Genomic DNA, 13,865 nt, shown 5'->3' with positions numbered 1-13,865 from the left:
CGAAGAGGTTATTTCTTGTCTTTAATTTGCATCGGATTCCCCCCGGCAAAGGCACCGGGTGGGACATCTCGATGAACGAGGGTCGCGGCAGAAACGACTGCTCCGTCGCCGATCGTCACGCCCGGCAAAATCGTACAATTAGCGCCGATCATCACATTGTCACCGATAATTACCTTACCAAGACGATATTCATCGATTAAATATTCGTGCGCGAGAATCACGGTATTATAACCGACAATCGAGTTGCGACCGATCGTGATGTACTCTGGAAACATAATGTCAGGCACCACTTTATAGGCAAGTGCTGTTTGTTCACCAATGTTCATGCCAAGAAACGTGCGATACAAGCTATTTTTCAACCCCATAAACGGTATGAAGCGACCAATTTCAATGATGGCCGTGTTTTTAAAGGTTTTCCAAAACGAAACGGTTTTGTAAATATTCCAAAGCGAGTTGCCGCCCTCTACTTTGTACCGCTCCGTTCGTCTCATTGTTTCACAGTGCCTACTTGTAAAATATCTAAAAGCTCTGGCATCGTCTCTAACATGTAATCCGGGTTAAATGTTTGTAAAAACTCTTTCCCTTTTACCGACCAAGCGACTCCAGCTGTCAATGTACCGGCATTGTGTCCACCTTCAATATCGTGATAGTTATCACCGATCATCATCGCTTCCTCTGCTGTCGAGCCGAGTGCTGCTAAAGCTTTTTGCAACGGCTCTGGATCTGGCTTCGGTTCCGTCACATCATCAAGTGCGACAATCACTTCGAAAAAGCCATACAGCCCCGTCAGTTTCAAGCCCTTAATGACAGTATCACGCATTTTCGTGGAAACGATCGCCAGCTTATAGCCATTCTCTTTCAACGTGCGGATCGTGTCATACACCCCTTCAAACTCTGTCACTAACTCATCATGCTTAGCTAAGTTATATGTACGATAGCGATTGACCATTTCATCGACTCGCTCGGGATCGATGCTACTAAATGTTTCAACAAGTGTCGGTCCCATAAATGGATACACATCTTCCCGCTGATATTGATTCGGGAAATAATGATCTAGTGTATGCAAAAATGAAGCGATAATTAATTCATTTGTATTAATTAATGTACCATCTAAGTCAAACAGCAAAGTTGTAATGTTTTTCATGATAAAGTTGCTTCCTTTCTTTCCGCAATTTCAGCACGTCTCCATAATGTTGAGACGATCAGAGTTAAGATAATGGCGACAATTACTCGGATCAAAAATAGAGCGAGCAATGTCCAGCCCGTGAGTCCAAGCGGCACGAAAATCAACGTATCCTCCACAACAGCATGACAAGCAACTAAAAAGATAAAAGCGATCGTGACATCTTTACGACTCACTCCGTCATCTTTAACTGCTTGAATCATCACAGCCGAACCGTACGCCAAACCGAATAAAAGGCCAGCCGCTAACGTCGTCGATGTATTTTCTTTCATTCCAAGCATCCGCGTCACTGGTGCCATCCACCGTGAAAACACGTCGAGCCATTTTAAATCTTTTAAAAATTGTATCATTACCATTAACGGAATCACAATTAACGCCAGCTGAAAAACGCCGTACCCTGCTTTTTCAAGGCCAAGTAGCAAAATTTCTCCCCAGCCGTTTGGCTCCGCTTGCTGGGGTGGCGCTATACCGTATTTCGCGAGCTCACCGCCGCCTTTCCAAACGAGATTGATCACAATTCCAGATACAATCGCCAAGCCAAGGCGGACGGCTAACATCACTGACATCCTCACGCCAACCTTCGTTGCGACGCTCGATTCAATTAATAAATTATGGGAAAATGACAGCATTACCGCTAAAATAAACACTTCTTTTACCGTTAAATCAAGCGATAGCATCGCCCCAATTCCCGCATATAAATTCAAAAAATTTCCTAACACGAGCGGAATGGACGCTTCCCCTGACAGTCCAAAGATCCCCATGATCGGACTGATCAATTTCATTAGCCAAGGTAAAACGGGTGTAAACTGCAAAATCGTGACGATCAACGTAATTGGAAAAATGACTTTTCCTAATGTCCAAGTCGTCTTTCCTCCAACAAACAAACCCCTTTTAATCGTGGAAATCATCCCTTACTCTCCCCTATGTTCAATTTTCCATACTATTGTATCTCACTTGTTTGGTATTCATTTTACGACGAACGATCCAAATGACAACTGCCGCTACCACTAGCCCGATCGAAATCACTTGCGCCATTCTTAACGCGCCAAGCATTAAACTATCCGTCCGCAAGCCTTCAATGAAGAAACGCCCGATCGAATACCAAATGACATATGTTAAAAACATCTCGCCGCGTCGTAAATTGACTTTTCTTAACGCGATCAATAGCGCAAATCCAAGCAAGTTCCACAGCGATTCATATAAAAACGTTGGATGATAATACACGCCCTCAATGTACATTTGATTAATGATAAAGTCTGGCAAGTGCAAGCCCTCTAAAAAGGAACGAGTGACTTCTCCCCCGTGGGCTTCCTGATTCATGAAATTTCCCCAGCGCCCAATCGCCTGGCCCAAAATAATGCTAGGCGCAGCAATATCCGCTAGCTTCCAAAACGAAATATTTTTTGCCATTGAAAAAGCAATCGTCGTCGCCACAGCTCCAATTAATGCCCCGTGGATCGCAATGCCACCTTCCCAAATTTTAATAATATCTGCTGGATGCTGCGAATAATATTCCCATTGAAATAGTACGTAATAAACACGAGCACAAAGAATCGCAATTGGAATCGCCCAAATGAGTAAATCAGCAAAGGTGTCTTTTTCTAAACCGAGACGTTGACTTTCCTTCGTCGCTAAATAAAAACCGAGCGCAATTCCACACCCGATAATAAGACCGTACCAATGCACTTGAAATGCACCAAGCTCGAACGCCACGCGGTTTAACGGGTAACCTTCCATCATTTTTCCCCTTTCTATAATAAATCAGGATCTTTCTCGCTAATGACATTAGCAAGCTTGTTCGTAAACTCTTGTGCCGTGTTAATACCGAGGCGCTTCAAGCGGAAATTCATCGCTGCTACTTCGATAATAACCGCCAAGTTTCTTCCCGGACGAACCGGCAAAGTAATTTTCGTAATATCTGTATCAATAATTTTCAATTTATCTTCTTCAATACCTAAGCGATCGTACTGTTTTTTCGGGTCCCAAACTTCCAAGTGAATGTTTAACGTAATTCGTTTATGTCCACGAATCGCTCCTGTACCAAATAACGTCATCACGTTAATGATCCCTAACCCACGAATTTCTAGCAAATGTTCAATGAGCTCAGGTGCACTACCGACAAGTACATCCTCATCTTCTTGACGAATTTCAACACAATCATCCGCCACTAGTCGATGCCCACGCTTCACAAGCTCCAAAGCCGTTTCACTTTTTCCGACTCCGCTTTGGCCGGTAATTAATACACCGACACCATAAATATCGACCAACACCCCATGCACCGCCGTCGTTGGCGCCAGCATGCTTTCTAAATAATTCGTCAACCGACTTGAAAGCCGCGTCGTCGTCATCTTCGAACGCATCACCGGGACAGCATTTCGCTCCGATGCTTCCATTAATGATTCCGGCACCTCTTGTCCTCGTGAAAGAATAATCGCCGGTGTCGTATCATGACAAAGTCTTTCCATCCGGGATGTTTTCTCCTCCGGATGCAACTTACCGAAAAACGACATCTCCGTCATGCCAAGCAATTGCACGCGCTCCGCTGGATAATAATCAAAAAAACCAGCAAGCTCAAGACCTGGCCGCGAAAGATCACTCGTGATGATCGGACGATGAATGCCGTCTTCTCCACTCACAAGCTCGAAATTAAACTTCTCTAACAAATCCTTTGTACGAACTTTAGCCAAACTTTCTACCTCCTCAACTGGCAGTCTGATCATATTGTAACATTTTTCAGCTCATCTCATATATAGGTGTCTCTTTTTCAATTGTTTTTCTATCAACAACAATGTGCCGAGGCGATTATTTCTTATTATCACTTAAAATAAAGTAAAGTTGGTGACTGATTTTCCCAGACGACACAAAAAAGAGGCATCTATCGGCCGAATCATCGACGGATAGATGCCTCTTTTAAGCTATTCTTTTTGAAAAATCGTAAGTTGTAAAATGAGATTCACAAGCGCCATTATAACCGAAATCAACAGCGCCATGCCAAATCCAGACATTTCAAAGTGACTCCCCATAATATTATCTGTCAACATTAACGTTAAAGCGTTAATGACAAACAGAAAGAGTCCAAGTGTCACGAATGTAATCGGCAACGTTAAAATAATTAAAATCGGCCGAACGAGTATGTTTAAAATAGATAGCACAATACTAGCAATGATAGCTGAGCTCACACTATCCACTTCCAACCCCGTAAAATAGCCTGAAAGCGCAATAAACAATAGGGCATTAATTAAAATGCCGGCAATCCATCTCATCTTTACTCACCTTGCTCTAATTTAGGGATAAGCTCGTTTTCTTCCGTTTTTGGAGAAATCGTGCGAATCGTAATCAAGCCTGTGCGCGTTTCCGCCGTAATAAATACTTGTTGATCCGCTTCATTCTCGCTTTCAAATCGAACGAGCTTTTGAATCATCTCTTCTTTCTCCGTCATTGTCTTCATGCCCGTTTCTGGTAAATGGAACGAGCCAAAGTTTGTGCGTAATTCACCCTTCATCGCCATAGAGGCTGGTACATACACCTCAACGTTTCCAGTAATCGCATGTGCTTTAATCGTATGAACAGCACCTGTTTTCATATCGCATAACACATTGCCGTTCACCGTTTTCACATCAATATCACCGACGGAACCAATCACATGAATCGCTCCGTTAAAGGAGTTAGCTTCTACCTTTTTACCTTCACAATTCGTTAAGTAAATTTGGCCGTTGCCTGTTTCCCCTTCAAAATCATCCATTTTACAGTTCTTTACTTCAATTTTGCCATTGCCTGTTTTCACATCTAGCTCTTCCACTTCAATGTCATTTACAGCCAATGAACCGTTAAATAGTTTAATCGAGATATCGTCGATTTTTGCTTTCGGCACATACAATACGGTATCTACCTTCATTAATTTCAAGCCGACGGAGAATGATAATTTGTTATCACGAGCATAGAATACACTATTTTTAATAAATTCTTCTCGTGCGTCCTCTTCTTGTTCCGCACCGTATACCTTCACATGGCATTCAGCTTTCACTCCTTGCTCATCCCAAGGTAAAAGCGTTAAATCGCCATTTGCCATTTCTACCTTTAAGCGCTTCGGTGAGAAGACTTCCTCATGAAACACATGAGAGAATTCGACCGCTTTTCCAAGAGGAAATTCAAAGTCCTTTAGTTTTTGAACCGTAGACTGAACGAACTGAAATAATTTATCCTTTGGCTGATGAAGCTGACTGCCTGCTCCTTGCATTTGGGTACCTAATTTCTGTCCGAAGTTCAATAACTCATCAAAGAAACTATCTTTTTGAGCAGTGGAATGCTCATTTTTTTCAAGTGCCTCCATTAACGACACCGCTTCGCTTGCGGTGATAATTCCATCTTCAACCATTTTCAAAATTCGCTTTTTCTCTTCGTTCATTTCAAGTCCCTCCAAGTAATTGAATTTGACTTTCCTCTTTACATACGCCACGATTTAGAAAAAGTTTCAAAATGTTAAACTTTCATAATACGTTCGCGGTCACGAACTAATACTTTATTTAAATAGTAACCGGTATACGACCCTTCCACTTCCGCCACTTCTTCTGGTGTACCTGAAGCGACAATCATTCCCCCACGATCGCCGCCTTCTGGTCCAAGGTCAACAATATAATCTGCTGTTTTAATGACATCCAAATTATGCTCAATCACTAATACAGTGTCTCCATTGTCGACTAAACGCTGGAGCACATGAAGCAAACGGGAAATGTCATCTACATGCAAACCGGTCGTTGGCTCATCTAAAATGTAGAACGATCGTCCATTGGAACGGCGGTGCAATTCAGATGCCAGCTTCACACGCTGAGCCTCTCCACCAGAAAGAGTGGTCGCGGGTTGGCCTAGAGTAATATAATCTAGCCCAACATCGGCAATCGTCTGGAGCTTGCGTTTAATTTTCGGGATGTTTTCAAAAAATTGTAGCGCATCTTCTACCGTCATCGCTAGCACATCGGAAATATTTTTCCCTTTATATTTCACTTCGAGCGTCTCACGATTGTAACGTTTCCCATGACACACTTCACACGGCACATACACATCTGGTAAAAAGTGCATTTCAATTTTGATAATGCCATCCCCGCGGCAAGCTTCACAGCGTCCGCCCTTCACATTGAAGCTAAAGCGTCCTTTCTTGTAACCGCGTACTTTCGCCTCATTCGTTGTCGCAAACACATCGCGAATATCATCAAACACCCCTGTATACGTCGCCGGATTGGATCTTGGTGTTCGACCAATCGGAGACTGATCAATATCGATCACTTTTTCAAGATGCTCGATTCCTTTCACTTCCCGATGTTGTCCCGGCTTGCTTTTCGCATTATGTAGCTTTTGAGCCAATGATTTATGGAGAATTTCATTGATCAACGTACTTTTTCCAGAACCTGATACACCTGTCACCGCGGTAAACAGACCGAGCGGAAACTTGGCTTTGACGTTTTTCAAGTTATTTTCTTTTGCTCCCGTCACTTCAATCCAGCGACCATCTGGCTGACGACGCTCATTAGGCAACGGAATATATTTTTTCCCCGATAAATATTGGCCTGTCAATGACACAGGGTCATTCATCACTTGTTCAGGTGTTCCAGCAGAAACGATTTCTCCTCCATGAATTCCGGCACCCGGCCCCACATCGATTAAGTAATCAGCCGCAAGCATCGTGTCTTCATCATGCTCGACGACGATCAATGTGTTACCGATATCACGCATCTCTTTCATCGTGTGAATTAAGCGATCATTGTCTCGTTGATGCAGACCGATTGATGGCTCATCCAAAATATAGAGCACTCCAGTTAACCGCGAGCCAATTTGCGTCGCTAACCGAATACGCTGTGCCTCTCCCCCGGACAATGTGCCCGCCGCTCGACTAAGTGTTAAGTAATCTAAGCCGACATTAATTAAGAAGCCAAGCCGCTCACGAATTTCTCGTAAAATTAAATGAGCAATCTTCATTTCTTTTTCCGTTAACGACAGCGAAGCAAAAAATTGATCCGCTTCTTCAATCGAATCATTCGTCACTTCACTAATGTGACGGTCATTGATTTTGACGGCGAGACTTTCTTTTTTCAAGCGATAGCCTTTACATGTCGGACATTTTTGCTGCGCCATATATTTCTCCATCATCTCGCGAATATAATCGGAGCTCGTTTCGCGGTAACGACGCTCAATATTGCCAATGACTCCTTCAAATGCCACATGATTTTCACGGATTTGCCCGAAATCATTCTCATAACGGAAGTACACTTTTTCATTGCCCGATCCATATAAAATTTTATCCATTTGTTCTTTCGGCAAATCTTTCACTGGCTTATCCATATCGATGCCGTAGTGCGTGCAAACTGACTCAAGAAGCTGTGGATAATATTGCGAGCTGGTCGATTCCCACGGAGCAATCGCATGTTCTTTTAAGTTTAACTCCCAATTTGGCACAACGAGATCGACATCAACTTTCAATTTCGAGCCTAGACCATCGCACGTTGGACAGGCACCGTAAGGGCTATTAAAAGAAAACATACGCGGCTCTAATTCTCCAATCGAAAATCCACAATGAGGACAAGCATGATGTTCACTGAACAGTAATTCCTCTTGGCCGATGACATCGATAATAACGTTTCCTTCTCCTAATTTGAGAGCGGCTTCTAATGAGTCAGCTAAGCGTGCTTCGATCCCTTCTTTGACGACGATCCGGTCAATGACGACTTCAATCGAATGCTTTTTATTTTTTTCTAGTTCAATCTCATCTTCTATTTCGTACATTTCGCCGTCTACACGCACGCGAACATAGCCTTGACGTTTAATTTCTTCAAACACCTTCACATGTGTTCCTTTTCGACCGGAAACGATCGGCGATAATACTTGCAGCTTCGTGCGCTCCTCGTGTTGCATAATGCGATCGACCATTTGTTCGATCGTTTGCGACGTAATTTCAATGCCATGAACCGGACAAATCGGACGGCCGATACGCGCAAACAGCAAACGCAAGTAATCATAGATTTCCGTCACCGTTCCGACCGTGGAACGAGGGTTACGACTTGTCGTTTTCTGATCAATCGAAATCGCTGGCGATAACCCTTCGATCGCGTCTACATCCGGCTTATCCATTTGCCCTAAAAATTGGCGAGCATAGGCGGACAGCGATTCGACATAGCGACGCTGCCCCTCGGCATAAATCGTGTCAAAGGCGAGCGATGATTTCCCTGATCCCGATAAACCCGTCAGCACGACTAATTGATCGCGCGGAATGGTGATGTCGATATTTTTGAGGTTATGTGCTCTAGCACCTTTTACTGTAATTTTATCTATTCCCATAAAAAGTCATCCTTCCGATTTCAACTCTAACCAGACATCGCGAAGCTCAGCCGCCTTCTCGAAATCAAGCGCTTTTGCCGCTTCCTTCATTTCACTCTCAAGACTTTGCAGTAAACGATTTCTTTCCGTTTTCGATAATTTTTTCGTTGTTTCGTACACTTCCGGCTCTTCAGCCGCATGCGTCGCTCGAATTACATCACGAACTTCTTTTTGAATAGTCATCGGTGTAATGCCATGCGTTTCATTGTACTGTTCCTGAATGGAGCGACGACGCTTCGTTTCCTCGAGCGCTTTGGCCATTGAATCCGTTAGTTTATCGGCATACATAATGACATGTCCCGATGCATTACGGGCAGCGCGGCCCATCGTCTGAATGAGCGAACGCTCTGAGCGCAAGAAGCCTTCCTTATCAGCATCTAAAATTGCCACAAGCGACACCTCTGGAATATCAAGCCCTTCTCTCAACAAGTTAATGCCGACAAGAACATCGTATTTACCGAGGCGCAAATCTCGAATAATTTCAATCCGTTCGAGTGTTTTAATTTCCGAGTGCAAATACTGCACTTTAATACCGATATCCTTTAAATAATCGGTTAAGTCTTCAGACATTTTCTTCGTTAATGTCGTCACTAATACGCGTTCGTTCTTCTCAATACGTTCCTGTATTTCACCGAGGAGATCATCGATTTGTCCCTCAATCGGACGAACATCAACGGTTGGATCAAGCAGGCCAGTCGGTCGAATAATTTGTTCCGTCATATGCGGCGTATGTTCGATTTCATAAGGACCTGGGGTAGCCGAAACGTAAACCGCTTGATGAACATGTTCCTCAAATTCTTGGAACATAAGCGGGCGATTATCCTTCGCCGATGGCAGGCGGAAACCGTGATCAACTAACACTTGCTTGCGTGCCTGGTCGCCATTGTACATCCCACGCACTTGTGGAAGGGTAACATGTGACTCATCAATCACGAGCAAGAAATCTTTCGGAAAATAATCCAATAGTGTATACGGCGTCGAGCCTGATGGTCGCAAAGTTAGATGACGCGAATAATTTTCAATCCCTGAACAAAAGCCCATCTCCCGCATCATTTCTAAATCATAACGCGTACGCTGTTCCAATCGCTGCGCTTCTAGCAATTTATTGTCTTCACGTAAAATCGTTAGTTGTTCCTCTAACTCTTTTTCAATATTTCCAATCGCTATCTTCATTTTCTCTTCTCGGGTAACGAAGTGGGAAGCTGGAAAGATAGCAACGTGGTCACGATCGCCAAGAATCTCGCCCGTTAACGCATCGACTTCACGAATCCGCTCAATTTCATCGCCGAAAAATTCAACTCTCATGCAATGATCATCACGAGAAGCTGGGAAAATCTCGACGACATCGCCGCGTACGCGAAACGTTCCACGCTTAAAGTCAATATCATTGCGTTCATACTGAACATCTACGAGACGACGCAACAGCTGATTGCGCTCTAGCTCCATACCCGCTCGCAACGAAATCACTAGCTCGCGATATTCTTCCGGCGAACCTAAACCGTAAATGCAAGAAACACTGGCGATCACGATGACGTCATTGCGTTCAAATAACGCCGATGTCGCCGAGTGGCGCAGCTTATCAATTTCATCATTAATACTGGCATCTTTTTCAATGAACGTATCCGTTTGCGGCACATACGCTTCCGGCTGATAATAATCGTAGTAGCTGACGAAATACTCGACTGCGTTATTTGGAAAAAACTCTTTAAATTCGCTATATAGTTGCCCCGCCAATGTTTTATTATGAGCGATCACAAGCGTCGGTTTATTCACTTCTTTAATGACATTAGAAACCGTAAATGTCTTTCCCGTTCCCGTTGCTCCAAGCAGGGTTTGATGCTTCTTTCCTTGCGTAATGCCTTCCACTAACTCGGCAATCGCGGCGGGCTGATCACCCTGTGGACTATATTTAGACACTATTTCAAATTGGTTTGCCACACTCTGTCCCCCCTGCTGACCTTTTCCTTTTATCATACTCTTTCACCGACTATTATTTCCATTTTGAAGGTCTTCGATTTCGATACTTATCATATTTCCCATTTTATCATAAATAAAACAAAGAAAGCTAGCTTTTTACGCACATACGTTCGTTTTAAATCTTGGGATAACAAAAAAGCAGGAGCATCATGCCCCCACTATTTTCACAATAAAATATCCGTCCAAATCTTCACAGCCGTTGCCGCAATCAATAAAGCAAGCAACCATTGAAGAATCTTTGTATTCATTTTTTGACCAGCTTTGGCGCCGAGTGGAGAAGCGATGATACTAGCAACGACCATAATCACTGCTGGTAAAAACAACACTTGACCAGTCATTAGCTTTCCTGCTGTGGAACCGATCGATGAAATAAAGGTAATCGCTAGCGAGCTGGCGATCGTCATTCTTGTTGGAATCTTTAATACAACGAGCATGATCGGCACGAGTAAAAACGCTCCGGCTGCACCGACAATTCCCGCTCCCACTCCGACAATGAAAGCTAGTACGGCTGCTAACCATTTATTAAACGTAATCTCTTCAAGCGGGCGATCATCGAGATTTTTCTTCGGAATAAACATCATGATCGCAGCTAAAGCAGCTAAAATACCATAAATAACGTTCACAGTCGCTTCCGACATATCCTCTGAGCCGAAGCCGCCGATAAAGCTACCTATTAATACCGCTGCGCCCATGTAGATGATTAGTGTTTTATTCAAGTAATCACTTTTACGATATGCCCAAACACCAGCGATCGTCGCAAAAAAGACTTGAACCGCACTAATGCCGGACACTTCATGAGCGGAAAAGGCAGCGAATCCTAAAAGCGGTGGGATGTACAATAACATCGGGTATTTAATAATCGAGCCACCGATTCCAACCATTCCCGAAATAAACGAGCCGATAAAACCAATGAGAAATATAGTGACGATAAAACCTATGGACCAATCCATTCTCTACTCACACCTTTCGTATTTATTGCTTCCAACTGCAAATTCCATCTTGGACATTCGTCACGTTCGTAAAACCTTTTTTCTTCAGCAATTGAGCTGCTTTTTGGCTGCGCATACCGCTTCTGCATATGACAACGACTTCCTTGTTACGATCAAGCTCGTTCACACGTGAAGCAAGCTGTTGCAGTGGAATATTTGTAAATCCCTTCACATGATGACCTTGATATTCTGCTGGTGTTCTCACATCGACAAATTGTTTGTTTCTTTCCTTCAACTCTTGCTTCAAATCATCCGTTGAGATATGACGTATCCCTTTAGCAGGAATCATATTTTTTATAGAAATAAAGACGAAAATCGCTAATAATACGTAAAAAATCGTATCCATGATTGTGCTCCTTTATTAACGGCTTTTCATTAATAGTTCAACCGCTTCTTTCACCATTTCATCTGTTTCTTCACCGTTCTCCACATTGTGGCGAACGCATTGTTCTAGATTTTTGCTGACCACTACGCCGATTGTCCGATTAATCGCTCCTTGAATCGCACTTAGTTGCATGACAATATCGGTACAATCCTTTTCTTCCTCCATCATTCGCAAAACCCCTCGTACTTGTCCTTCAATTCGCTTCAGCCGGTTTTGTACATTTTTATCGTATGTCATCGTGGTCACCTCCTATCAGAAAGAGCCAGGCGTAAGGCCCGGCTCATGAAATTACTTCAACAAAGACATAACGGCTTGCGGATCATAGCCTAGCACCCATTGTCCGTTTACTTCCGTTTGTGGAACGCCCATTTGACCTGTCGTTGCCACTAGTCGTTGTGCTGCTTGTTGATCTTGCTGAACGTTTACTTCTTTATATGAAATACCTTGTTCATTTAAAAAGTTTTTCATCATTGTGCAATAAGGGCATGTGTTAGTTGAGTACACAGTTACTTTATTCATGATTAATTCTCTCCTTTTGTTACTTCTTCACCAGCGATTTTCCATGCTGCAAATCCGCCTGCTACGTTTTCAATATTTTTAAATCCTGCTGCTTGTAGCACGCTCGTTCCGATAGCTGAGCGAGCACCCGATTGACAATGAACGATAATTTTCTTATCTTTCGGCAGATCCGCTAGTTGATCTTGTAAATAACCAAGCATATGGTGGTGCGCTCCTGGAATACGGCCTTCATTCCACTCCGCTTGCTGACGGATATCTACTACATACACATCTTCATTTTGATGTTGCGCTTTAAAGGCTTCGATATCAATGTTCGGATATTGCTCTAACTCATCCGCTTCGCTCACAGCTTTCGGATCAGCAAAAGCGACAATGCGATCTAACCCAATGGACTCCAATGCCAGTTGAATTTCTTGCGCTTGATCTTTGTCAGCAATCAAGACAATATTTTGCTCATAACCTAACATCCAGCCCGCCCAGTTTGTGAAGATTTTCGAGAATGGAATATTGATTGTTCCTGCAATATGACCATTGGCAAATTCCATACCGTCTCTAGTATCTACACCGACTGTATTGTCTTTATTTAAAAGCTCTTGCAACTCTTTATACGTCTCTACATAAGGAACTTCCTCATTCGTTAATACTTTCGGACCTACTTTATTCACTGTTTTCATCATCGCAAAGTATTTTGGTGGCTCTGGTTGATCTTTCAGTAACTCTTTATGGAATTCTTCTTTATCTTCAATTTGAAGCGCCCAGTTGTTCACTTTTTCGTAACCGACTGTTGAAAGTGGAACCGCTCCAAGTGATTTCCCACAAGCACTGCCAGCCCCGTGTGCTGGCCACACTAATAAATAGTCTGGAAGCTGTTTAAAGCGTTGAACCGAATCAAACATTTGCAATGCTCCAGCATCCGCTGTTCCTTTCACACCTGCTGCTTTTTCTAATAAGTCTGGACGACCGATATCGCCAACAAATACGAAGTCTCCTGTGAAAATTCCCATCGGTACATCTGAGCCGCCGCCTTTATCTGTGACGATAAAAGAGATACTTTCAGGGGTATGACCTGGCGTATGCATTACTTTAAATTCAATGTTTCCGATCGTAAATACGTCGCCATCTTTCACCAGTGTTGCTGACAGTCCATCTAAATATTGATACTTCCAGTTCTCATCGCCTTCATCCGATAAATATAATTTAGAACCGTGATCATGAGCCAACTGACGAGCACCTGAAACAAAGTCTGCATGAATATGAGTTTCTGTTGCAGCCGTTAAATGAAAACCTTCTTTTTTTGCTGTTTCCACATAAGGAGTAATATCACGAGCAGGGTCAACGACAATCGCCTCACCTGTTTTTTGACAACCGACCATATAAGAATATTGAGCTAATTTTTCATCAAAGTAAGAACGAAAGAACATAATGTATTTCCTCCTTTTATTTTACC

Annotated in this window: 14 protein-coding genes; all 14 read right to left on the bottom strand. The window is 43.1% G+C overall.

Going from position 1 to position 13,865, the window contains the following annotated elements; genetic code table 11:
• Positions 1-8: 8 nt before the first annotated feature.
• The 14 genes from CEF22_RS03165 to CEF22_RS03100 all read right to left on the bottom strand — a co-directional run bounded on the left by CEF22_RS03165 (position 9) and on the right by CEF22_RS03100 (position 13,839).
• Complete coding sequence (locus CEF22_RS03165) at positions 9-491, bottom strand: acyltransferase (protein ID WP_100401724.1); 483 nt, start codon at positions 489-491, stop codon at positions 9-11.
• A complete protein-coding gene (gene ppaX / locus CEF22_RS03160; protein WP_100401723.1) occupies positions 488-1,144 on the bottom strand; it encodes a pyrophosphatase PpaX in 657 nt (218 codons plus the stop codon). Before ppaX ends, CEF22_RS03165 begins: the two co-directional genes overlap by 4 nt.
• The gene (locus CEF22_RS03155; RefSeq protein ID WP_100401722.1) at positions 1,141-2,091 is read right to left on the bottom strand and encodes a nucleoside recognition domain-containing protein; all 951 of its coding nucleotides are present in this window, start codon (positions 2,089-2,091) and stop codon (positions 1,141-1,143) included. The genes ppaX and CEF22_RS03155 overlap by 4 nt, the downstream gene beginning before the upstream one ends.
• A gap of 19 nt (positions 2,092-2,110) precedes the next feature.
• Positions 2,111-2,923, bottom strand: coding sequence for a prolipoprotein diacylglyceryl transferase (lgt, locus tag CEF22_RS03150; RefSeq protein ID WP_442857351.1), 813 nt, complete (start codon positions 2,921-2,923; stop codon positions 2,111-2,113).
• Between the two features lie 11 nt (positions 2,924-2,934).
• The gene (gene hprK, locus CEF22_RS03145) at positions 2,935-3,870 is read right to left on the bottom strand and encodes an HPr(Ser) kinase/phosphatase (RefSeq protein WP_095480475.1); all 936 of its coding nucleotides are present in this window, start codon (positions 3,868-3,870) and stop codon (positions 2,935-2,937) included.
• Between the two features lie 228 nt (positions 3,871-4,098).
• A complete protein-coding gene (locus CEF22_RS03140) occupies positions 4,099-4,446 on the bottom strand; it encodes a phage holin family protein (RefSeq protein WP_095480476.1) in 348 nt (115 codons plus the stop codon).
• 2 nt (positions 4,447-4,448) lie between these two features.
• On the bottom strand, positions 4,449-5,588 hold the full coding sequence (locus tag CEF22_RS03135; RefSeq protein ID WP_100401720.1) for a DUF4097 family beta strand repeat-containing protein: 1,140 nt from the start codon (positions 5,586-5,588) through the stop codon (positions 4,449-4,451).
• A gap of 74 nt (positions 5,589-5,662) precedes the next feature.
• A complete protein-coding gene (uvrA, locus tag CEF22_RS03130; RefSeq protein ID WP_100401719.1) occupies positions 5,663-8,509 on the bottom strand; it encodes an excinuclease ABC subunit UvrA in 2,847 nt (948 codons plus the stop codon).
• 6 nt (positions 8,510-8,515) lie between these two features.
• Positions 8,516-10,522 carry an excinuclease ABC subunit UvrB gene (uvrB, locus tag CEF22_RS03125; RefSeq protein ID WP_442857350.1) on the bottom strand — a complete coding sequence of 669 codons (2,007 nt, stop codon included), beginning with the start codon at positions 10,520-10,522 and terminating at the stop codon, positions 8,516-8,518.
• A 167-nt stretch (positions 10,523-10,689) separates the two neighbouring features.
• Positions 10,690-11,475: a sulfite exporter TauE/SafE family protein gene (locus CEF22_RS03120; RefSeq protein ID WP_100401717.1), complete on the bottom strand. Its 786-nt coding sequence runs from the start codon at positions 11,473-11,475 to the stop codon at positions 10,690-10,692.
• Positions 11,476-11,497: 22 nt separating this feature from the next.
• A complete protein-coding gene (locus CEF22_RS03115; protein WP_100401716.1) occupies positions 11,498-11,860 on the bottom strand; it encodes a rhodanese-like domain-containing protein in 363 nt (120 codons plus the stop codon).
• 15 nt (positions 11,861-11,875) lie between these two features.
• Complete coding sequence (locus CEF22_RS03110) at positions 11,876-12,136, bottom strand: metal-sensitive transcriptional regulator (RefSeq protein WP_100401715.1); 261 nt, start codon at positions 12,134-12,136, stop codon at positions 11,876-11,878.
• A gap of 51 nt (positions 12,137-12,187) precedes the next feature.
• Positions 12,188-12,418: a glutaredoxin family protein gene (locus tag CEF22_RS03105; RefSeq protein ID WP_095480483.1), complete on the bottom strand. Its 231-nt coding sequence runs from the start codon at positions 12,416-12,418 to the stop codon at positions 12,188-12,190.
• A 2-nt stretch (positions 12,419-12,420) separates the two neighbouring features.
• Positions 12,421-13,839, bottom strand: coding sequence for an MBL fold metallo-hydrolase (locus tag CEF22_RS03100; protein WP_095480484.1), 1,419 nt, complete (start codon positions 13,837-13,839; stop codon positions 12,421-12,423).
• Positions 13,840-13,865: the final 26 nt, after the last annotated feature.

Origin of the sequence: Bacillus sp. FJAT-42315 (assembly GCF_002797375.1) — a bacterium.
In the GTDB taxonomy this organism is placed as follows: domain Bacteria; phylum Bacillota; class Bacilli; order Bacillales; family Domibacillaceae; genus Bacillus_CE.
This window is presented reverse-complemented; position numbering and strand designations above follow the sequence as displayed.